We start from the raw sequence: 21,942 nt of genomic DNA, 5'->3' as shown, positions 1-21,942 counted from the left end.
GATAAATATTTATCGACGAATTGATTTTTGATTATGTAATTAAAGTAATTTAGTTTAGATAATTTATCACACCCCAAAATAAGAATTATGGATACTTCACTTTTTGAATCGGTTGATCAGTATATAGGTAACCTGCTGGGCGAAGAAGATGCAGTGCTGAAAGGTACGCTAAAGTCTATGAAGGATGCAGGCATTCCGGGCATCAACGTATCTGCCAACCAGGGTAAATTTTTACAGGTGCTTGCCCGTTTATGCGGAGCTAAAAAGATATTGGAAATAGGTACGCTTGGTGGTTACAGCACCATTTGGCTGGCCCGCGCGCTGCCTGCCGATGGCCAGCTGATCACCCTTGAACTGGAGCAGGCTTATGCCGATGTTGCCCGTCAGAATATTATCAAAGCCGGTTTGGATCCAATTGTAGACATCAAAGTAGGCAAGGCAATGGATAGCCTCGTTGTCCTTGATGCCGAAGATGAAGGGCCTTTTGATATGATCTTTATTGATGCCGATAAACCACCCTATACCGAGTATTTTGAATGGGCACTTAAGCTTTCAAGGCCGGGTACCCTGATTGTTGCAGATAATGTAGTACGCGAAGGCAAAGTACTTGATGATAACTGCGATGACGAAAGGGTTAGGGGAGTGCAGCGTTTTAACAAAGCCCTTGCTGATAATAAGCAGGTAACAGCTACCATTATCCAAACGGTAGGTACCAAGGAGCATGACGGTATGGCTATAGTGGTTGTGAAGTAATTGGGGATTCTGAAGAAAAAAACGGTTCTTATATGATTTCTTCCCCTGGGAGCCGCTGGGTGTTGCATATCTTGTAAACGAATATCCCTTAATAAAACCGAATGTCATTTCGACGAACCAGTTTGGTAACGGGCTGGTGCGGTGAGGAGAAATCTTATAAATCATGCTCGAAACCTTACATAATGGTCTACAGGGCGTATAGGATTTCTCTTTCGCCCCGGTGCTCTTTCCCTACCCTTGCTCAATCGAAATGACATTTTTCTTTTTTCTATTTGATAAAAGAGGTGGAAATTTAATTTCATGGCTATCAATGTGATATTACACCACATAATACATCTTTACATCGCGTAGGACTTATTTTTCTTATGTTTACTATCCGATATACAATTGGTTTGTTAATTTTAGGGTTATAAGCAAGGGGACGAAATGAATTTTGGCGGAGTTACTATAAAGGATATTGCTAAAGAGTTGGGAATCTCACCCTCGGCGGTTTCCAAAGCGCTTAAAGACAGTCACGAAATTGGTGAGAAAACTAAAGCGCTTGTGCTGGAGTGTGCAAAAAGACTAAACTACCAACCCAACCTTAATGCCCAAAGTCTTAAACAAGGCAATAGCAAATCTATCGGTATTGTGGTTTCAACTATTGATAACCAGTTTTTTTCGCAGGTGATCAATGGCATCGAATCGGTAGCACATAGTAAGGGGTACAATGTGTTCATCACGCAAACCCACGAATCATATGATCTGGAGATACAGAATGTGCGTCACCTAACTTTCCGCTCTATTGATGGCTTGCTGATCTCCCTTTCAACCGAAACCAACAATATCGATCACCTGAAAAACCTTCATGAAAAAGGCTTGCCGATAGTTTTATTTGATAGGGTAAGCGATGAAATTGACACCCATAAAGTGGTGGCCGATAATTTTACCGGTGCTTACGATGCCACAACCGAATTGATCAAGGCTGGGTATCGTAAAATAGCGCATATTACCAGTTCGGTAAATGTATCCATTACTGCCGAACGGTTAAAAGGCTATAAAAAAGCGCTTGAGCAGCACGGCATAGCGCCAGATGAAAAGCTGATCAAATACTGCCTGCATGGCGGTAAAGACCTTGCAGAGATAGAGAACGCGCTAAGTGAGCTGTTTGCCAATAATAAGCCCGATGCTATTTTTACAGCATCCGACAGGATCACGACCACCACCTTATCGCTTCTGCATAAATTAGGCTACCGGATCCCTGCGGATATCGCCCTGCTTGGCTTCACTAACACCCAATTGGCCGAGGTTTTAAACCCTCCGTTAAGTGCTGTATATCAGCCCGGTTTTGAAATGGGAAAAAAGGCAACCGAAATGCTCATTAGTATTATTGAAAGTAAGCGGCCTGTTACCGAGTTTGAAACTACCGTATTGCCTACCCAGGTTTTTATCCGCAGTTCATCTCTGCCGGTAAAAGCATAGTCGTAAACCTTACTGCTTTAATAATAAATGTATTTTTAACATTTGTTGTTTTTGTAAAATCTTTTACAGATTTTTAGCGCATTATAAACCAAGCTAAAACCTTTCAGCCCTATGAAAAAAATGTTTACTGCCTGTTTGCTGCTGCTTTTATTTTCCAAAGCCGCTATGGCACAAAACACCGGCGATAAAACTTTTACCAATCCATTACTGCCATCGGGCGCCGATCCCTGGGTGATTTATAAAGATGGGTTTTATTACTACACCAACTCAACAGGGGGCAATATCGTTATCTGGAAAACTAAGGATGTTACCAAGCTAAGCACGGCACCCAAAAAAGCTGTTTGGGCACCGCCCTCCGGCACTGCTTATTCAAGAGAACTTTGGGCACCTGAACTGCATTTTATAAAAGGCAAATGGTATGTATATTTTGCTGCCGATAATGGCGATAATAACAATCATCGCATTTACGTACTGGAAAATAGCTCGGCCGATCCTACTGAAGGTTCCTGGGAGTTTAAAGGTAAAATAGCCGACAGTACCGATAAATGGGCCATTGATGCTTCGGTATTTGAAAATAATGGGAGCTGGTATATGATCTGGTCGGGCTGGGAGGGAGATCACAACGGTCAGCAGAATATTTACATTGCCAAAATGAAGGATGCCTTAACCATTGGCAGCGAGCGGGTAAAAATATCAAGTCCGGCTTATGAGTGGGAAACCAACGGTGATCTGCATGACGCAGGTAACCCGGCACATGTAAGTGTAAATGAAGGTCCCGAAATATTAAAACATAAGGACAAGTTGTTCCTGATCTATTCGGCGAGCGGATGCTGGACTGATTTTTATGCCTTAGGCATGCTTACGGTCTCCAAAAACAGCGATTTGTTAAATCCTGCATCATGGATAAAAACGGAGCAGCCGGTATTCAAGCAATCGCCCGAAAATAGTGTTTATGCGCCGGGGCACAACTCTTTCTTTAAATCACCCGATGGCCGGGAAGACTGGATCCTTTACCATGCCAACTCAAACCCTAACGAAGGCTGTGGTAATAAACGTTCACCACGCGCCCAGAAATTTATCTGGAATAAGGATGGCTCGCCAAATTTTGGTGTGCCGTTCAAGGATGGTGTGCCGATGGCTGTGCCTTCAGGAACCAAATAAGGTAAAGCGAGAGATTACTGAAAAACGATAATACTTAAAAAATCGTCATTGCGAGGCACGAAGCACCCATTCAACACCCGTCATTGAGGTACGAAGCAATCCCATTCACCACCCGTCATTGCGAGGTACGAAGCAATCCCCGATTTGCAGAGCGGCTAAGCGGGTGACCCTGTACAGTTCGCGATTGCTTCGTGCCTCGCAATGACGGGTGGAGAGTGTACAGTTCGCAATTGCGAGGAACGAAGCAATTGCGATACCGTTACAGAGGCTCAGTTTTCTTGATAAATATCAATTCCGTTCTTATCAAACATCAATGCATAGGTTATAGCGTCACGGTAGATTTGTATCAACAAAAAAAGATACAAAATGTCAAAAACAATTTTTATAACCGGAACAAGTACAGGGTTTGGTAAGTTAACCACAATTACCCTTGCAAATGCAGGTCATACCGTAATAGCAGGTATGCGCGGAGTAAATGGCAAAAACGAAGCTGTAGCAAAAGAGCTATCGGCCCTGCCAAACGTTGAAGTAGTTGAGGTAGATATTACTGATGATGCATCAGTTAAAGCCGCTTTTGAATATACTTTAACTAAATACGGCCATATTGATGTGCTGGTGAACAACGCAGCTGTTTCGGGCTTTGGTGTACTGGAAGCTTATTCGCTTGACCAGATCAGGCAAATGTTTGAAGTGAATTTTTACGGGACCCTGCGCACCATCTTCGCTGTATTACCGGGAATGCGCAAAGCTAAAAATGGCCTTATCATTAATATTACATCGGGCGCAAGCGGCCACACTTTGCCGTTCATGATCCCTTACCTTGCCTCAAAATTTGGAGTGGAAAGCATTACCGAAGGTTTGCAGGATGAGCTTGCCGCATACAATATTGAAAATGTAAGCATCCAGCCGGGTGTATACCCAACCGAAATGAACAATGATAGTAAGGCCGGTGTACACGCCGATAAACCTGAAGTTGTTGCTGAATATGGCGAAGCTTCGGCTCAGCAGTTCAATGCTATGGGGACCGCACTGTTCAGCAAAATGGCCGAGTTTAATATGGATCCCCAAACCATTGCAGATGGGATACTGAACCTTGTTGAAATGGAAAAAGGGAGTCGCCCATTACGTTACCCGCTTGACGCTGTTGCTCAGGGTACCGACCAGGAATTTATTGATGCCCGTGCTACCATAAAAACCAAATGGTTAAGCAAATACTCTGCATAACCTGATCATAAAAATATGACCTGCACTAAAGCAAATATCCCCGGATAAAGGGGATATTTGCTTTTATATGTTTGAGATCTTTAAAGAGTACATCAGTCAGAAAGCAACCCTCACCGAAACCGAATATGCTAAAATTGAGGCTGTTTGTATTATCAAAAAACTCCGTAAAAGGCAGTATCTGTTGCAGGAGGGCGATGTTTGGAAGTATAACGCCTTTATAACCAAAGGCCTGGTACGCTTTTACAGTGTTGATGAAAACGGCCGCGAAAACATAGTAAGCTTTGCCAAAGAAAACTGGTGGACTGGCGACCGGGCCAGTCTGCTTACCGGTGAGCCTTCTAAAAACAACATTGATGCTATTGAAGATACCGAACTGGTGCTGATCACCAAAACAAACTTCGACAGGCTTTGCCGGGAGATCCCGGCTTTAAATGATATGGTGAACGCTATCCTGAATAAAAGTTTCATCGCCAGTCAAAGCCGCATTCATGCAGCAATAGCTTTTACGGCCGAACAAAAGTATCTGAACTTTGCAGAGAAATATCCTGACTTGCTATTAAGGATCCCGCAGACAATGATAGCATCTTACTTAGGCATTACCCCCGAAACCTTAAGCCGCGTACGAAAAGAAACTGTGAAGAAACATTAGGCCTGATGCTTCATCAGTTCAATGTTTTTCTCTTTCCCTGCCTGCAATATTGTTTTGCCGTATTCGGTAAAATACTGATGTTGCTGTAAAAGGTTTAAATTAACCTTATGCCACTCTTCATCGCTGCATTGCTTATTTAAATGCACTTCCCATTCCTGCTTTAAATTGTGGGCACATTTAAGATAATCAGGAGATGCAAAATGCTGCATATCGGCGTCACAAATAATTTGCTGGATAAGGTTTTTTGGCGATTGCGGAACTTTTGTAGCCTCGATACAATCCCACACCTGTTGTATAAAATCATTGTTGTAGTGGTGCTGCATCAAAAAAGTACCGGCAATGATCATGCTGGTATCTTCATGTCCCTTGTAATGATAAAGATACCCGGTATCGTGAAACCAGGCAGCTACTGTTAAAATGGTTAATTCCTGTTTTTTTAACTTACTGTGGGCTGCAATTTCAATTACCGCATTCGCAACCCTTTGGGTATGCCCAAGGTTATGAAAATACATGGTTGGTGGGAGGTTTTCTTCCATCAACGAGGTAACGTAGGCTGCGGCCCTTTTTACTATACTTACTGCAGGCATGTGAATGATGCGATACTACCCTCACATTCTGTAGAAAATCTGGATTAATGATGCCCGTCATTTCTCTCAACAAAAAAATGACACTTTTATCCTGAATTTGTAAACAAGGGATTAGTTTTTTTTAGGAGGCTTTTAAAGTCTTACTTTTAGGTATATAATTATCATACATGAAAAACACGCTTCAAATAGCACAACTTTATTTTCGCTTTGCTTTAGGTATTGGTTTCCTGCTGCCCGTTGCCGATCGTTTAGGGTTTCTGGGGCCGGCCGGGCAAAATTCAGTAAGCTGGGGAAGCTGGGATAATTTTGTAGTTTATACCAACACGCTGATGCCATATTTGAGCCGTTCACTGGCTGGCGTAATGGGTTTTTTAGCTACAGTAGGTGAGGTTTGTATTGCCATTATGTTCATGGTTGGCTTTAAGATCAGGACAGCCGCATATGCAAGCTTTGCACTTACATTAACCTTTGCCCTTTGTATGACCCTGTTTTTAGGGGTTAAGGCACCCTTCAGCTATTCGGTTTGGGCCGATAGTGCAGCCAGTTTAATGCTGGCAGGTATCTCTACCTATCGTTGGAGTATTGATTTTAAATATGACGAAATGTAATAGAGAGAGCAATAAAAATGACACTGATCTAATGAGCTTTTGGTTTAGTTGACGTTTGCTTTGAACATATCAAAATAACCGGTTATTAAAGCAGGGCTTATTTCATCACTCATTAAACCGATGTAATTATCAGGCCTTATCAAAAGATATAGGTCGGTTTTGACACCCAACTTTTGCCAGCTTTCATTAAGCGGCAGGTTAACTATTTTGATGTAAGGTTTTAAATTCCCCGGTAGATAATCACTATCCAAACTACCGCCAATGCACAACAAGTGAAACTTGGCTTCGGTTAGCAAATGATAAACGCTTTGGAGTTTTCCATCAACCTCTGTCATGACGTACGGGCACCTGTCACCGGCACTAAACTTGAGCTTCTGCTTGATAAATTGCAAAGACAGCGGGCTTTTTTTGTACGAATACCAAATTTGCGAAAGCACCCTGAAAATACGACGTGTTATCCATTTTGTTGATAGTACCAGTCGTAAAATATAAGGCATGAAATGGGTGCGCATTTGATATATAAACCAATTACGACCAGTCATGAACGCAAATACGTTATCCGTAAATTTCATGAGCCATTGGGCAAACGGATGCCGCTCGTCATGATAAGTGTCTAACAACTTTTTTCCTGCAGCACCCTGTAGTACCATAGCCAGCTTCCAGGCCAGGTTGTGGGCATCCTGTAAGCCGGTATTCATACCCTGGCCGCCTGCCGGGCTATGGATGTGTGCAGCATCGCCCAATAAAAAACAGCGGTTTACCCTGAAACTTTCAATACAGCGGTGATGGAGCTTATAAACTGAAAACCAGTTTAGTTTTTCAAAGCTTAATGGCAGTTTTACGTTGTTAGTGATCACATCTTTTAAATCATCAAAGCTTACATGATCAGTGCCGGCAAAACCTTCGGGCAGGGTGCCCAGTATGCGGTAATTATTATCACCATACATCGGGAAAAAAGCACAGAAATTGAGGCGCGACAATGATGCGATGAGCTTGTTTGGTGGTTGTTGCCAGTTAAGCTGTACATCGGCAACAAAAAATTTGTTTTGATAGGTGCCGCCTGCAAAATCCAATCCCAGCTGCTGTCTTACTAAACTTGAAGCTCCATCACAAGCCATAAGGTACGACGCTTTAACTGATATTTTCCTGAAGGGATCACTTTTGTCATAAAGGTTAGCCAAAACAAAATCTTCATTTTGTTCAAAACTTAGCAGGCTGGTTCGCCATAAAACATCATGGCCCGTGGTTTTTAGCTGCTCATAAAGCAGCTCTTCGTTCTTAAACTGTTCAAACGCCTGCAGGTTGGGGAAGTCGGTAAGGCCATTGCCCGCTTCGGCAGTTTTGAGCGCCGCTTTCTCCCGGCCGTTCATATAAATGGCAAATTTACTGATTACCTTTCCGTGTTGCAAAACGGTATCAACTATACCCATTTGCTGGTAAATTTCCATACTGCGGGCAGTAACCAACATAGCCCGCGACTCGTGAGTAGGCGCGGGCTTGGTATCAATAATAATAAAATCAATGTTAAAGCGGGCCAGCTGGCAGGCAGCCATTAAGCCGGTTGGCCCGGCACCGATAATAATTACCTGTGTATGCACGATGTGTTACCGGGCTTAAAGATAGCTGTAATTAATTTGCAAAAAGGGGAGCGTTATGTTATTATCTCCAGTAATTATTAGCTGCCGCTATTGTAGTAAATTCGGTTGCCACGGTTTGGCCTATAGCTATAAGCATAGCGGCATCTTCGGCATAAACGCCCCTGAGCCTGCCGCGTACTTCGGCATCGGGCTGGGTTACTTTAATAATAAGCCTGGCCATTTTAATGGCAAGTTCACGGCCCTCCTGCGGCGTTGCAGTGATTAAGGAATCACCCGGGATTAGTTGTACTGATTCAGACATGATGTTAATTTTGATTGGTTTGTTATTAGGTTGATTAAATAAGTATGTGATGCGCCATTAAAAAACGGGTAGTAATACCGGCTCCCTTTTTTTGAAATCAGAAAAGCTGACCCCGGTTGTGTTTTTAAAGAACTTACTGAAGTGGGCCATGTCGCAAAAGCCCAGGTCGTATGCTATTTTTTTCATGCAATTATCGGGATGTACTGCTTGTCGTTTGGCCTCTGCTGCAACCCTTTGCCTGATGTGATGACCGGCCGACTGGCCTGTTAATTTTTTCACTACTTCATTAAGGTAATTGGGGGTTACCGATAGCCTGTCGGCATAATCGGCAACCATTTTATATTCCCTGAAGTTTTTATCAAGCAGGGCCATGAAATTTTGCAGGATGGCGGTATTTCGTGACTGTTTTGGCGCCAGTTCTATCGACTCCAACTGACGTGAAAGATAGATCAGGAAGATCTTGAAATAACGTTTTAATATTTCGGCACGGTAAAGGTTGTGCCTGCTGTACTCTTTCATCATTATTTCGGTGATATCATTCATATCATCGGCCAGCTCACTGTTTATAGAAACGATTTGTGTTTGGCTAAACATTTGATAAATGGGACTGTATGCCGCTTCCCGGCTATAATCCTCTATATCCAGAAATGAATCGGTGAACGATATCACATAACCCTGCAAGCCGCTGCTAAATTTAAGGTCATGCAGCTGACCGGGCTTTATCAGCAGCAACTGGTTGGTGTTAACTGATTCTTTTTGCAAATTGAGCCTATAGTAACCATTGCCTGCTACTATCCATATCAGCATGAAATAATCGTTGGGAAGATCGATGCCATTTTCTTTGATCCACTCAATGGTATGAATTTTAAAAGGCAGGCAATAGGATGCTTTCTCAAAGTGCAGCGGCGCAAAATCATTAAATTGTTTCATGGTTGCTTAGTTTAAAGCTTGTAAATCATGTACAGCTGTTCTAATTTCGTGCCGTTATTTTTATTTTATTGATAATCAGTTTGTTGTGTTGTTTTTGATGCGGTGCTTTGTAACGAAATATCATTATATTCCTGATTGGGGAGCGAAATATCGTATGTGTTCTCAATTATATATGCCGAACCCGATCACACGTTAACAGAAAGTTGGTTGTTAAAAGGTATCAGGAAAAGACATGAAAATAGTGTTGTTTTGCTGGGTGCGGACGTGATCAGAATGAAGCCTGTGCAATCTGATTACTTTAGTCAATATTTTTTTTAAAAGCGGTTTAACCGCCCAGGTGTGGCCGCCGAACTTCTGGGCCTGCCATCAGCCACTTTACATTCGCAGATGAAAAAGCTTAAAATTAATAAGACTGATATCTAAATATTTTGATTCCTGATTATATGAGTTAATATTCGATTTAGTTGTAAGGATGTAAATACAATACATAATTTATACATCAAAATCCGTGTTTAATACATTGGCGGGGTTTTTGTAACATATTATTTTTATAAGTTGAATTTGAGCGCAGGTTTATGTGTGAATAAGCATGTTTGCGAACAGGCTCTGTTTGGTTTAGGCCGGTCATAAAAATAATATCAAGTGAATATCAATATAAGCTCACCCCGGTTTTATTGCAAGCTGATACTTACAAGCTTTTTGCTTTTGATATCCATAAACTTGCCGGCTCAATATTATAATCATACCCCTAAAGATATATTATGGGCAAAAGGTAGCTTACTTATTGTGAGATGGGACCTTATAACTACTGGTATTGCTGCACTGATTATCATTTTGGCCCTTGTTTATATTGCTTACCGGCAAAAGCAATACAGCAACCAGCAATTACAGCTGAAGCAAAAAGAAATTAACGAGCAAAACCAAATCCTGCAGCATTTAACTGCCGATAAAGACCGCCTGGTTGACGAAAAGGACTGGTTGTTAAAAGAGGTGCATCACCGGGTTAAAAATAACCTGCAGATAGTGATGAGCCTGCTCAATACCCAATCGGCATTTTTGAAAAATAACGCGGCGCTTGCGGCCATCCGCGAAAGCCAGAACCGGGTACAGGCTATTGCGCTTATCCATCAAAAATTATACAGCAGTTCAAACGTAGCCTATATTGATATCGCGGTTTACATCAGCGAACTGGTTAATTATCTCGCTGATAGTTATGATGCCCATGACCGCGGTATCAGGTTTGAGCAACAAATTGAGCCCGTGAAAATGGACGTTGCCCAGGCCATACCTGTTGGTCTCATGCTTAATGAGGCTATCACCAATGCTATTACATATGCTTTTCCGCACAGGCACGGGTATATAAACATTTCGCTTGGTACGCTTGATGATAATAATATGATGTTGACCATAGCTGATGATGGTATCGGACTGCCGCAGGGCTTTGATATTAAAGAGGCTTCATCTTTAGGTATGGAAATGATGAAGGCCCTGAGTAAGCAGCTTGGCGGCAATTTTACAATGGAAAATAACGATGGTGTAGTGATTACGCTTATTTTCCGGGCCGAAAAAAAGTTTGGGAACATCGAAAATGATAATTATCCTGTGCAATATTAGGGTCTGATTAGCTTAGGGCATATGTAATTTGTACTACTGAAACCATAATTAGTACATTGATTTCGGGTATCTCCAACCCGAACTTTACATTATTAAACAGCAGTTAATAATTAAGCATTAGTTAACTGAATTAATAGCCTGTAAAGCCCCCACTATGAAAAAATTTATTTGTTTCGCGGTAGCCTCCCTTACGAGTGTATTAATGTTTGTAGCAACAGGATTGTTTATCAAACTTAATAAGGGGTTAATGGAACCGCTGGTACCTGCCAGATTTTTCATTGTAGTGCTGCATAGCATATGTGCATTAAAATTTGCTTTACTGGTTATTATGCTTATGCCGGGTAAGCCTTTGCTTAAACAAATGAGCATTGGTTTCATATTGGCCGATGTTACTTTAATGCTGTTGGGTAATAGCACTAATATAACCGTAAGTATACCTGTATCTCTTGTTGTGGTACAGGTTTTACTCCTGCTTTTTTATATGGCTTTCCAGGGCCGCTTATGGCTTTACAAAAGCAATACACCTAATAACACTATTGAAAATGAACTGACAGCTTCACCTATTTAATGACTCATGATATGTACCACGATGATGAACAACTGATAAACCTCATTATTGATTTGCAGGAGCGTGGCTTTAACCACGATTTTGTTATAGAAAACGAACACATCAGGTGTTTGCAATATAACGAGTTGATCCCGCCCGATGATTTTGAGATCCTGGAAACATATCACCGCGAATCATCCGGTAAAAATGATGATTGCAGTTTGGTGTACGCCATCCGGTTAATGAACCACGACATGAAGGGCATATTGATGAGCAATTACAGATCGTACATCAAAGGAATGTCATTACGGTTATGGTCAAAATTCAATAGTGTGATCAGGTTAAATCTATCGGTAATAAAATAAAAATTTAAGAAAATCATATCCAAATGAACAGGGAAATCAGAAATATGGAAAGCCGGGCAGGTGTAATACCTGAACACACCATAGGAGGAGCGTACATAGGCAACTGGAAAATTCAGCTCAAATCAAATAAGGTATCTTTTTGCCCGCGGATGCGCAAGATCCTTGAGCTATCAAAAGGATATGACGAAAAAATTGAAGACCTTTTTGAGCTGGTTAAGCCCGGGCAGTTGAGCGGACTGATCCATGAGTTTAAAGTTGCCTGTTTTAATGGTACCAAGTTTGAAAAACAGGTGCAAATTGTAACGCCGTACGGTACCGAAAAATGGATCCTGCTTACGGGGGTTTTATACTCACGCAGATGGGGCACTGCCGAACAAATGATAGGCACCATTGAAGATGTTACCCAAAAGGTTAATGAGGAATGTCTGAGCATGGCCATTGTAAACCATGAGCTGCGGGCCCCTTTAACTATTATTAAGCTCAATACCCAGTTTTTGATCAATCACCTTGCGCATAGTATCAATAAACAGCCGGTAAAACTACTGAACATGGTGGACCAGCATATTAACGGCATGACCAAACTTATTGATGAGTATCTGTCGCCCTCAACAAGTAATGAGGGCCCGGCACAACTTAATTTTAGCCTGTTTGATGTTAATGATCTGGTTGATACCGTGCTTGGCGAAATGAAAATCCTTTACCCAGGTCACCGTTTTTGTAAATACCCCACTGCGGATAGCATTTTGGTTAGAGGCGATAAATACAAGATCACACAGGTGCTGGTCAATTATTTAACCAATGCCGCCAAATTTTCGCCTCCTTGCTCGCACATTAACATTAATATCGATCGTAACGAAAATGATGTTGAAATATCGGTTCATGACCAGGGAGCAGGCATTAATGAAGAAAACGGCCAGTTGTTGTTCCAGAAATTTTATCAGTGCAATCAAAAATCGGTGAGGCAAAAAAACAGTAAAGGTCTGGGTTTATACATTGTGAAAAGCATTATCCAAAAGCATGGCGGCACAGTAAAGGCCGAAAACGGGAAAAACGGCGGAGCAGTATTTTCCTTTAGCCTGCCGCTTAGCCAGCAAAGTAAATTTAACACTACCGGGCAGGAGGCGGTAAAATTGATGGCTTAAAAAGTCATATTCAGGTAATGAAATAATAAAAGATAAAAATGTCTTTTATTATTGAACATAATAACTACATTTGCTTTATAAAGCAATGGGAATATTTTCAAAAACATGTGAGTATGCGGTAAGGGCGGTATTTTTTATAGCGCAGCGCACGGCAGATGGCAGTAGGGCAGGCATAAAGGAAATAGCCGTAAACATTGATTCGCCCGAGCATTTCCTGGCCAAGATCCTACAGGATTTAAGCAAGAGGGGCATCATTCAATCGGTAAAAGGGCCTAACGGCGGTTTTTATCTGGATGCACAAAGCCTGGCCCGCCCGCTATCAGATGTGATAGAAGCGGTAGAGGGCGGAGGCATATTCAGGGATTGTGGTTTAGGCTTAAAAGAGTGTTCATCAAAAAATCCCTGCCCGCTTCACCATGATTTTTTAGATGTAAGGAACCGCTTGCAAAACATGCTTGAATCTATCACCATAGGCCAGTTCAACGAAGATCTGAACCTGGGATTTGTAGTTCTGAAAAAATAATCCGACGAGCTCAAAAGGTTAAAGGCGTAGTCAAAATCATTCCAATTTTTAGTTAATTAAATTATAGAGCGTACCGAAACAAAGAATTTAAAAGATAAAAAGGTATTAATATATTTTATATGAAAATCAAAATCTACTTAACCCTGAGCCTTATTGGTGTGCTGCTGTTTATCCCCGGCACAGCCGCCTATGCCGCCGATGTATTAAAGCCCGACCCCGCTTTTAATACCGGCGCTTGCATCATTATCGCGCTTACCATTTTCTTTTTATTGTTGCTGCTGCTTTGGCTTATCCGCCTGGCACGTGGCCTTAAAGAGGATGAAACAGCACGTGAAAAATATGGTGATAAATGGATCTTCAGGCAAATAAACAGCCTGGATACCCGGCAGCTTGATCAACTGATCAGCCGCAGAAACCACCGTAAAAAGGCTATTGACAAAGCAAAGGGGGGTAATAACGGCTTTACAGCTACCATGGTAGCCCTGCTATTACTTTCATCAATAACTGCCCGGGCGCAAACAGCCGGGGAAGGTAAAAGCGTATTAACCAGCCCCGGTATGATCATTATGCTCGCGCTGATCTTTATTCCGCTGGTGGTAACAGTTTTCCTGGTAGGGTTAAAGATCCGTAATGTGGCAGCTAAAAGCCGTTACAGCCGGGTTAAAAAGGAAACCCGCGAACTGGCTGAAGCTGTTGATAACGATGATACCATATATGAAGAGCTCATTAAGCGCAAACACGCGCTTGATTACCGTTTAACCAATAATGAGCTTGCGGGAGATATTGAACCTGAAGATTCAAAAGGCATCCTGCTTAATATTGATGAGGTTCACAGTCCGCGGTTTTTTGCCTCCAAGCGCAAAGCGGCACATAAACACCAAACTGATCCTAAACTGGTAAAACTGATTATGTGGTACCTGGGCAGCGCAGCCTTTTGGCTGGTGCTGGGTACTTCGGTAGGCGAGTATATCGGTATCAAATTCGTTTCGCCCGATGCTGATCATATCAGCTGGCTAAGTTTTGGCCGTTTAAGGCCGGTGCATACCAATATGGTTTTCTGGGGCTGGTCGTCAATGGCCATGTTAGGCCTTGGTTATTACGTAGTATCTACAGTTAGCAATACGGTAGTTTACAGTATTAAACGGGGCTATTATTCGCTCATACTTATGAACGCCTCCATTATTATAGGCAGTGGCATGCTGATGGCCGGTATCAACAACGGCGGCGGCGAATACCGCGAATATATATGGCCGGTTATGGCGCTTTTTGCCGGTGGTATTGTGGTAAGTCTGGTCAACTATATCCAAACTATAGCGCAGCGTAAAACTAAGGAGATCTATATCTCCAACTGGTACATTGTTTCGGCTATGATGTTTTTAACGGTGATTGTAACCGTTGGTTATCTGCCCTTTTACCAGGATGGCCTTGGCGAAACCATTGTACAGGGCTATTACATGCACCAGGCGGTAGGCATGTGGTTCATGTTTTTTAACCTGGGATTGGTTTACTACTTTTTACCTCAGCAGTTAAATACGCCTATTTACTCCTACAGTTTAGGCATCCTGGCGTTCTGGTCGCAGATTTTGTTTTATACGCTGATAGGTACACACCACTTTATTTTCAGCTCGATACCATGGTGGCTGCAAACGGTGGCTATAGTAGGCAGTATGGGTATGCTGATCCCGGTATTTTCAGGCACTACCAATTTTATCATGACCTTCAGGGGCAATTTTAACAAGATAGGCCGCAGCTATACATTGCCTTTCTACATTGTTGGCATCCTGTTTTATTTCACCGGCTCAACACAGGGCACGGCCGAAGCGTTCAGGGAAACTAACCTCATCTGGCACTTTACCGATTTTACTACTGCACATTCGCACATTACCATGTATGGCATCATTGCCTTTATGCTTTGGGCCTGTATTTATACTATAGTACCGAGGCTTACAGGAAACGAACCCAGGCAGGGATTGGTTGGTGCTCATTTCTGGATGGCGCTGATAGGCGTATTGTTCTACACCATTCCACTTATGATAGGCGGTACCCTGAAAGGGATAGCCTGGCGCGATGGGAAACCATTTATTGATAGCGTTGTGCTGATGGCCCCTTACTGGTTGTGGCGCGCCATCGGCGGTTCGCTGATGTGGGCATCGCACCTCGTTTTTGCCTGGAACATGTATGTGATGTTTTCGGGGCATAAAAGCGACCCCGATATCAGGAAGGAAGTTTTTGAGAAACTGAACAATTTACCCGTTAACGCCGAAATCTGATAGACATGGAAATCTATAACAATCATAAAAAGCTTTTTACTGCCGCGTTATGCTTTTTCCTGCTGCTCACATTTTTTGTGGCGATAGGGCCTGCATTTACCAGTCAGAATAATAATGCCCCGCTGCCGGGCAGTAAACCCTTAACCAGCCTGCAAACCGAAGGCAAAGCAGTTTTTATTGCCGAGGGATGCGTGGCCTGCCACACCCAGCAGGTACGCAATGTAGAGATGGATAAAGTTTGGGGTGCACGCCCTAACATAGCTGCCGATTATGCTAATATTACCCGTACCGATGTTTGGCGCAACACAGCCACCCTCATGGGCTCCGAACGAACCGGGCCCGATTTAACCAATGTAGGCACACGCCAGCCCAGTAACGATTGGCATTACCTCCATTTATTTAACCCGCGTTCGGTAGTCGCGGAGTCGGTAATGCCATCATACGAGTGGCTGTTTGATATAAAGGATTACGCATGGCCAAATGATGTGATAGTGAACGTGCCCGATGATTTTAAAAGAGGCATAACCGGCAAAATTGTGGCATCGCATAAAGCAGTGGCACTGGTGGCCTACCTGAGGTCGTTAAAAGAAATTACCCTGCCTGATGGTAAGCCGGTACCCATATTCCTGTACGGGAAAAGTGATGCTGAAAAGGCTGCCGCCGCTGCTCCCGGTAAAGGCGCAGCAGCAAAGCCTGAATTTGATGGCGCCGCACTTTATGCTACCAATTGCCAGGCCTGCCACCAGGAAAACGGCGAGGGTTTGGTTGGCGCCTTCCCGGCGCTTAAGGGCAGCAAGGTAGTGCTTGATGATAACCCTGAGGTACAGGTAACTATTATCATGAAAGGTTATAACGGCCGTGCAAGTGAAGGTTATGGTATAATGCCTGCCGTAGGTACCAATAATAACCTGAAACCCGAAGAAGTTGCCGCTATCATAAACCATGAGCGTGGTAGCTGGGGCAACAACGCCAAAAAGGTAACAGCCGATGATGTGAAAAAGATCATAGCCACATTTGATAAGCCCGAAACTGTAATTGCTAAAAAGTAAAAATCAAGATCCTCAAGAGATGAAAAAATATATAACACTGCTGCTCATGCTTATCATTAAGCTTGATGTTATAGCCTGCGAGGCCTGTAAAAAACAGCAGCCTGCCGGTTTTGGAGGCATAACCCATGGTGCCGGTCCCGATAGTAACTGGGATTACCTCATTGTATTGGTAATGGTGATCATTACACTGTACGTGCTGGTGGCAACCATCAAATGCTTTATAAAGCCCGGCGAAAAGAACCAGGAACATATTAAACGGATGATTTTAAACGACGTACAGCCATGAGAGATCAAAGTTTTGTAACCCTGTTTATTGACGAGGATCCCAAACCGCTTGGTGAGTTCCCGGCGCCGGTAACCTTCGACCTGGATACCCGCAAGCTTACCGATGGAAACCACGTGCTGAAAGTAGTAAGCAAAGATCACCAGGGCAAGGAAGGAATAAAGCTGATCCCCTTTGTGGTGCGGAATGGTCCTGCTATAGCCATTGAGGGCTTAAAGAAAGACGAAATTGTGGAAGGTGTGTTGCCCCTCATGATCAACGCCTATGGCAAAGGCGATCAGAAAACCTTTATGCTGGCGGGCAGCGAAACCCCTCAAAGTATCCCCTGGTGGGTGGTGGTAGGAATCGTTTTGTTTGTGGCATGGACAGGGTATTTCGTTATTACATCGCTGGCGGTGAAGCTGTAGGGGAGAGATTGGTGATTGGAGGTTAGAGATTAGTGAGAGGCAAAAAAATGTCATTTCGATAGAGCATGAGTGGGAATGAGCGCAGGAGCGAAAGAGAAACTATCTCTTGAGCGATAGCGAAAAATCTTATTCGATATGCAAAGCCGATTTGTACGGCTGCTTGGGCAGGGTGTATAAGATTTCTCCCTGCGGTCGAAATGACCATCTTTTTAATTATCTAAACAAAAAATGAACGATATAGAAGATCTAACATCAATCAAAATACTGGTTGATGAATTTTATACCAGGGTGCGGCTCGACGGATTATTGGGGCCCGTTTTTGCCGAAGTTATAAAAGACGACTGGCAGCCGCACCTTGATAAAATGTACGCTTTCTGGAATGCCGCATTGTTTGGCGTTCCGGGGTTTAAGGGCAATCCCTTTGCCAAGCATGCACCGCTGCCCATTAGTGACGATCATTTTAACCGCTGGCTGGAGCTGTTTACCCAAACAGTTGATGCCCACTTTACCGGCCCCATGGCCGATGACGCTAAGAACAGGGCAAACCTGATGGCTGTAATGTTTATGAGTAAGCTGGCCAATATGAAAGGTGGGCCGGGGAAGGTAATTATGTAGCGGATGCATTAATATATAAGTGTTATGAAGATGAGTTTTAAGTAGGGGGATGTGCGATTCCCTCCCCCGGGAGGGTGTAGGGAGGGGTTTCATCATTATGCTTACACGCTTAAAAGGCGTATAAACCCCTCCCTGCCACTGCACCTAACAACCGCACCCCTCCCAGGGGAGGGAATGAAAGAAAAGCTATCAAAACACAAGAAAAACAAACAGTATGAAACAGCTTCAAACAAACGAGCACTTCCAGGTGGTTAAAATTGAGCTCACCGCCGGCGCCAACATGAAAAGGCATATAGCCACGTCAGATGCCTACCTGATTGTGGAAGACGGGAACGCACTGCTCATTTACGCAGGCGAAACCTATGAGCTTAACAAAGGCGAAACTTTCCTGATACCGGCCAATGAGCAGCACATGCTAAAAATAGTTAATGATTTTAAGGCCTGGATTGTACTGGCCAACGGCGCGCAGATCAGATATTTTGAGCCTGATAATACTTACGCTAACTAACATGACAATTGAACAAGTACGGGAGCAAATGCCATTGGCTGCGGGGCCGGTAGTCAAAATATTAAAACAAGGCAGCGGCTACAAAATGATGGCTATAGGCCTGAAAAAAGGAGCGGTTTTAAAAGAACATAAAACTGCTGTACCTGCTACGCTGATAGTAACCGAAGGTAACGTATTGTATAACGAACATGAACGCTCGGTTGATTTGAAACGCGACGCTGATTTTGAAATACCTGTAAACGTGCTACACAGCCTGCTGGCCCTTGAGGATAGTATTTGCCTTTTGATACAAGGCTAAGCAGGGCAGCAATTAATTATAAATATATACTGTAAATACGATGATTACTAAAGAACAAAAAGAGCTGGTTAAGGCCACAGTGCCTGTATTGAGGGAGCATGGAGTATTGTTAACTACACATTTTTACAACCGGATGTTTACCCACAACCCCGAGCTGAAGAATGTGTTTAACATGGGAAACCAGCAAAACAGCAAACAACAAACCGCCCTTGCCATGGCTGTACTGGCCTATGCCGAACATATTGAAAATCCCGGTGTATTGATGCCGGTACTTGATGGCATTGGCCAGAAGCATATCAGCCTTGACATCAGGCCTGAACATTACAATATTGTTGGCGAACACCTGATTGCCTCAATTAGCGAAGTATTGGGCGATGCTGCTACACCCGAACTGCTGGAAGCCTGGACTGTTGCTTACAATCAGCTGGCCACCATCATGTCCGGCCATGAGCAAAATTTATATAGTAAACAGGTAGCTAAAAAAGGTGGCTGGACAGGCTGGAGGCCATTTATAGTAAAGGAGAAAGTAAAAGAATCGGCGGAGATCACTTCCTTTTATCTTTACCCGGCCCATGGTGGCCCCGTGGCCGATTTTACCCCCGGTCAGTTTTTAAGTGTGCGTTTGTTTTTGCCCGAACTTAACCTGTTACAACCACGCCAGTACAGCATTTCGAGCGCGCCAAATGGAGCGTATTATCGCATTTCGGTAAAACGGGAGGCTGGAACCGAATTACTTGCCGATGGGATGATCAGCAACCGCCTGCATAATTTTGTAAATGAAGGCGATATCATTGAGGTATCGGCACCGGCAGGCGGCTTTGCGCTTAGCGAAGACAGTGATCACCCGATAGTTTTCATAAGCGGGGGCGTTGGCCAAACACCGTTAATGAGCATGATGGAGAGCCTGATCAAAAGCGGCAGCAAAAGGCCAAAAACATGGATCCACGGTTGCCGTGATAAAAATGTGCATGCCTTTAAAGAAGTTATTGAGCACTGGGAAGGTAAAAACGAAGAGCTTAAAAAACACATCTTTTACAGCCAGGTTGAAGAAGGATTCCCCGACGACCTGTACACCGGCTGGGTTGACCTTAACCAACTGGGCGATGAAATATTTGAACCAAACACCGAGTACTACATTTGCGGCCCGGCAGGTTTTATCGAACTGCATTATCTTGAACTGGTTAAAAAAGGTATTGATAAACAGCTGATCCATTTTGAAGAGTTTGGCCCCCAAACTTTGCATTTGAACTAAACAGCTGTTTAAAATTGATTGTTTTAAAATGTAGAGACGCATCACATGCATCTCCCGCATGCAAATTCTTGGAAGTTAATGATTACGAAGCGGCTTGTCCTATGGGAGACGCATGTGATGCATCTCTACCAGGAAACTTCATTGCCGTTGGTTTTAACCAACGGAATAATGAGTAGCAACAAAAGGGCTTCAGCCCAAATCTGCTTGTGTAATTGGGCTAAAGCCAGAATTTTTTAGCTTTTTTTACCGTTGGTTAAAACCAACGGCAATGAATATTTTGCATTTTTAAATAGACTCTAAAAACAGTAGTTATTCGTGCTGAAATAAAATGTCTTTTACATTGGCCATTTCAGCACGAAATAATTATCCCACATATTATCCCTTTTTCAGCGTTACAAACGCTTGGTTAGGTTGCGCCTGGTATATTATGTACGTGCCTTCCTCATCTTTGGCTGATCTGATCTTTTTACTCTTTGCACCCTGGGTAACCGTTACGCTGGCCCACCCGGACGGTACATAGGTTTTAAGTGTTACCGGCAGATAATAGATTTTTCCATCAAGGTCATGACTTACCTTAACCTGTATACTGTTGCCAACCGCCGAAGCTACCGCTTTGCCGTGTTTGCGCTCGCGCATGTAGCGGGTAACATCGCCAAAGGTGGCTACCCAAAGCTTATCGTTTTTACTTTTGATGTATTGAAAATACTCATCAAGCAAGGTGCTGGGGAGTGCCTCGTAGCCCATACCGTCAATACCGTGGAAAACCAGTACCAGCCAGGTATTGCTGTGATTAAGTGTGGTATCAACCCAAAGTTTCATCATAGGCAGTGGGGTTTTGGTGGTTGCCCCGCGCTGCCATTGAATATAATCTTTATCTGTTGAGCCCGGCGTTTGTTTACTGGCGCGATCAATCTCCTTTAGCCATGGCTCTGGCATGCGGTTACGTAAAGCCGGATAGATTTTAAGCGCATAGCCCATCACGCGGTCGTTTTCAAAACCGTAAGGGCACTCTGCCGAAAAGGTATGTTTGGGGCCAAGCTGAGCCAGAATATCCGCCTTGCTTTTTTCAAGTTCCCAAAGCAGATTTGGTTCATCAAGACCGGGCATGCTGGGGTGGGTAATGGAATGACTGGCAAATTCATAACCTTCGGCGGCATCTTTCCTGAAATCATTCCAGGTTGAACCAACGGATTGTTTAAACTCGTCGTTAGGTTCATAACCTGGTTTCAATTCACCACTGCGGGCTTTGGCATAAATATCATCCAGTACCTTAAATGCTTTTTCTTTTTTACCGCTGTCATATAAACTACCTGCCTGCGTATGTGAAGCTATAGTACCCATAAAGCCCAGATATCCTGTGGCCGAGCACCGCTCAAAAAAGTTTTGATCATTGGTAGGTACAGTTGCCGATTCTTTGATAATGTCCTTTACCGGGCGGCCAATAAACCGGCCGTGGTACTTGGATCCTGGTATGGAGCCGGTAATGATGAAAAATGTGGCCGGCATCTTCAGGCGTTCCATTACAGGCAGGGCTTTTCTGAACTGGTTCATGGAGCCATCATCATAAGTAAGTGAAACGGCGCCGGTTTTGCCGTATTGCCATTTGGTTATTTCGGTTGTACCGGGTTTGATCTGGGCATTGCTTTGCAAGCCTTGCAGGCCAATGAGTGCTGTGAGCAGCAGGGTTTTAACTGGTTTATAATTGGTGGTAAGCATGATTAAAATTAACTTTTTAAATTAATTTACAAAGTAATATTGCTGTTTCAATTGGCTGGGTATGAGGGATGAAAATTTATT

Annotated in this window: 24 protein-coding genes; 19 read left to right on the top strand and 5 right to left on the bottom strand. The window is 43.4% G+C overall.

The genetic code is table 11. From position 1 onward, the window contains the following. The first annotated feature begins 87 nt into the window (after positions 1-87). From ACFFGT_RS01155 to ACFFGT_RS01135, 5 genes are all read left to right on the top strand, one after another. Positions 88-753: an O-methyltransferase gene (locus ACFFGT_RS01155; protein WP_377020652.1), complete on the top strand. Its 666-nt coding sequence runs from the start codon at positions 88-90 to the stop codon at positions 751-753. Between the two features lie 426 nt (positions 754-1,179). After that, complete coding sequence (locus ACFFGT_RS01150; protein WP_377020651.1) at positions 1,180-2,214, top strand: LacI family DNA-binding transcriptional regulator; 1,035 nt, start codon at positions 1,180-1,182, stop codon at positions 2,212-2,214. 111 nt (positions 2,215-2,325) lie between these two features. Further along, a complete protein-coding gene (locus tag ACFFGT_RS01145) occupies positions 2,326-3,375 on the top strand; it encodes a glycoside hydrolase family 43 protein (protein ID WP_377020650.1) in 1,050 nt (349 codons plus the stop codon). 366 nt (positions 3,376-3,741) lie between these two features. Then, positions 3,742-4,599 (top strand): SDR family oxidoreductase, encoded by an 858-nt coding sequence (locus tag ACFFGT_RS01140; RefSeq protein ID WP_377020649.1) that lies wholly within the window; start codon positions 3,742-3,744, stop codon positions 4,597-4,599. A gap of 67 nt (positions 4,600-4,666) precedes the next feature. Next, the gene (locus ACFFGT_RS01135) at positions 4,667-5,248 is read left to right on the top strand and encodes a Crp/Fnr family transcriptional regulator (RefSeq protein WP_377020648.1); all 582 of its coding nucleotides are present in this window, start codon (positions 4,667-4,669) and stop codon (positions 5,246-5,248) included. On the opposite strand, the gene ACFFGT_RS01130 is transcribed toward ACFFGT_RS01135, so the two are convergent. After that, positions 5,245-5,835, bottom strand: a complete 591-nt coding sequence (locus ACFFGT_RS01130) for an HD domain-containing protein (protein ID WP_377020647.1) — start codon at positions 5,833-5,835, stop codon at positions 5,245-5,247. The two genes, ACFFGT_RS01135 and ACFFGT_RS01130, sit on opposite strands and share 4 nt — an antisense overlap. 167 nt (positions 5,836-6,002) lie before the next feature. Between ACFFGT_RS01130 and ACFFGT_RS01125 the strand changes: the two genes are divergently transcribed. Continuing rightward, complete coding sequence (locus tag ACFFGT_RS01125) at positions 6,003-6,443, top strand: DoxX family protein (RefSeq protein ID WP_377020646.1); 441 nt, start codon at positions 6,003-6,005, stop codon at positions 6,441-6,443. 44 nt (positions 6,444-6,487) lie between these two features. Here the strand turns inward: ACFFGT_RS01125 and ACFFGT_RS01120 are convergent, their stop codons facing one another. The 3 genes from ACFFGT_RS01120 to ACFFGT_RS01110 all read right to left on the bottom strand — a co-directional run bounded on the left by ACFFGT_RS01120 (position 6,488) and on the right by ACFFGT_RS01110 (position 9,272). Further along, positions 6,488-8,041: an FAD-dependent monooxygenase gene (locus tag ACFFGT_RS01120; RefSeq protein ID WP_377020645.1), complete on the bottom strand. Its 1,554-nt coding sequence runs from the start codon at positions 8,039-8,041 to the stop codon at positions 6,488-6,490. Positions 8,042-8,102: 61 nt separating this feature from the next. Next, complete coding sequence (locus ACFFGT_RS01115) at positions 8,103-8,342, bottom strand: hexameric tyrosine-coordinated heme protein (protein ID WP_377020644.1); 240 nt, start codon at positions 8,340-8,342, stop codon at positions 8,103-8,105. Between the two features lie 57 nt (positions 8,343-8,399). Further along, complete coding sequence (locus ACFFGT_RS01110) at positions 8,400-9,272, bottom strand: AraC family transcriptional regulator (protein ID WP_377020643.1); 873 nt, start codon at positions 9,270-9,272, stop codon at positions 8,400-8,402. 642 nt (positions 9,273-9,914) lie between these two features. On the opposite strand from ACFFGT_RS01110, the gene ACFFGT_RS01105 reads away from it, so the two are divergent. The 13 genes from ACFFGT_RS01105 (at position 9,915) to hmpA (ending at position 20,145) form a co-directional block, all read left to right on the top strand. After that, positions 9,915-10,886: a sensor histidine kinase gene (locus ACFFGT_RS01105; RefSeq protein WP_377020642.1), complete on the top strand. Its 972-nt coding sequence runs from the start codon at positions 9,915-9,917 to the stop codon at positions 10,884-10,886. 154 nt (positions 10,887-11,040) lie between these two features. Further along, positions 11,041-11,454 carry a hypothetical protein gene (locus ACFFGT_RS01100; protein WP_377020641.1) on the top strand — a complete coding sequence of 138 codons (414 nt, stop codon included), beginning with the start codon at positions 11,041-11,043 and terminating at the stop codon, positions 11,452-11,454. 11 nt (positions 11,455-11,465) lie between these two features. Then, on the top strand, positions 11,466-11,798 hold the full coding sequence (locus tag ACFFGT_RS01095) for a hypothetical protein (protein ID WP_377020640.1): 333 nt from the start codon (positions 11,466-11,468) through the stop codon (positions 11,796-11,798). Positions 11,799-11,821: 23 nt separating this feature from the next. Continuing rightward, entirely contained in the window at positions 11,822-12,940 is a 1,119-nt protein-coding gene (locus ACFFGT_RS01090; RefSeq protein WP_377020639.1) for a PAS domain-containing sensor histidine kinase, read from the top strand. Between the two features lie 85 nt (positions 12,941-13,025). Next, positions 13,026-13,463, top strand: a complete 438-nt coding sequence (locus ACFFGT_RS01085) for an RrF2 family transcriptional regulator (protein ID WP_377020638.1) — start codon at positions 13,026-13,028, stop codon at positions 13,461-13,463. A gap of 119 nt (positions 13,464-13,582) precedes the next feature. Next, entirely contained in the window at positions 13,583-15,733 is a 2,151-nt protein-coding gene (locus ACFFGT_RS01080) for a cbb3-type cytochrome c oxidase subunit I (RefSeq protein ID WP_377020637.1), read from the top strand. 5 nt (positions 15,734-15,738) lie between these two features. Then, positions 15,739-16,782, top strand: coding sequence for a cbb3-type cytochrome c oxidase subunit II (locus ACFFGT_RS01075; RefSeq protein ID WP_377020636.1), 1,044 nt, complete (start codon positions 15,739-15,741; stop codon positions 16,780-16,782). A gap of 19 nt (positions 16,783-16,801) precedes the next feature. Beyond that, positions 16,802-17,068 (top strand): hypothetical protein, encoded by a 267-nt coding sequence (locus ACFFGT_RS01070; RefSeq protein WP_377020635.1) that lies wholly within the window; start codon positions 16,802-16,804, stop codon positions 17,066-17,068. Further along, complete coding sequence (locus ACFFGT_RS01065; protein WP_377020634.1) at positions 17,065-17,472, top strand: cytochrome C; 408 nt, start codon at positions 17,065-17,067, stop codon at positions 17,470-17,472. The genes ACFFGT_RS01070 and ACFFGT_RS01065 overlap by 4 nt, the downstream gene beginning before the upstream one ends. Positions 17,473-17,700: 228 nt before the next feature. Continuing rightward, a complete protein-coding gene (locus tag ACFFGT_RS01060; protein ID WP_377020633.1) occupies positions 17,701-18,087 on the top strand; it encodes a group III truncated hemoglobin in 387 nt (128 codons plus the stop codon). Positions 18,088-18,301: 214 nt separating this feature from the next. After that, the gene (locus ACFFGT_RS01055; RefSeq protein ID WP_377020632.1) at positions 18,302-18,595 is read left to right on the top strand and encodes a cupin domain-containing protein; all 294 of its coding nucleotides are present in this window, start codon (positions 18,302-18,304) and stop codon (positions 18,593-18,595) included. A gap of 1 nt (position 18,596) precedes the next feature. Next, positions 18,597-18,893: a cupin domain-containing protein gene (locus ACFFGT_RS01050; RefSeq protein ID WP_377020631.1), complete on the top strand. Its 297-nt coding sequence runs from the start codon at positions 18,597-18,599 to the stop codon at positions 18,891-18,893. A gap of 40 nt (positions 18,894-18,933) precedes the next feature. Then, on the top strand, positions 18,934-20,145 hold the full coding sequence (hmpA, locus tag ACFFGT_RS01045; protein ID WP_377020630.1) for an NO-inducible flavohemoprotein: 1,212 nt from the start codon (positions 18,934-18,936) through the stop codon (positions 20,143-20,145). 375 nt (positions 20,146-20,520) lie between these two features. Here hmpA and ACFFGT_RS01040 read toward each other — a convergent pair whose 3' ends face one another. Continuing rightward, entirely contained in the window at positions 20,521-21,861 is a 1,341-nt protein-coding gene (locus tag ACFFGT_RS01040; RefSeq protein WP_377020629.1) for a polysaccharide deacetylase family protein, read from the bottom strand. Between the last annotated feature and the right edge of the window lie 81 nt (positions 21,862-21,942).

This window comes from Mucilaginibacter angelicae (assembly GCF_042434235.1).
Classification (GTDB): domain Bacteria; phylum Bacteroidota; class Bacteroidia; order Sphingobacteriales; family Sphingobacteriaceae; genus Mucilaginibacter; species Mucilaginibacter angelicae.
This window is presented reverse-complemented; position numbering and strand designations above follow the sequence as displayed.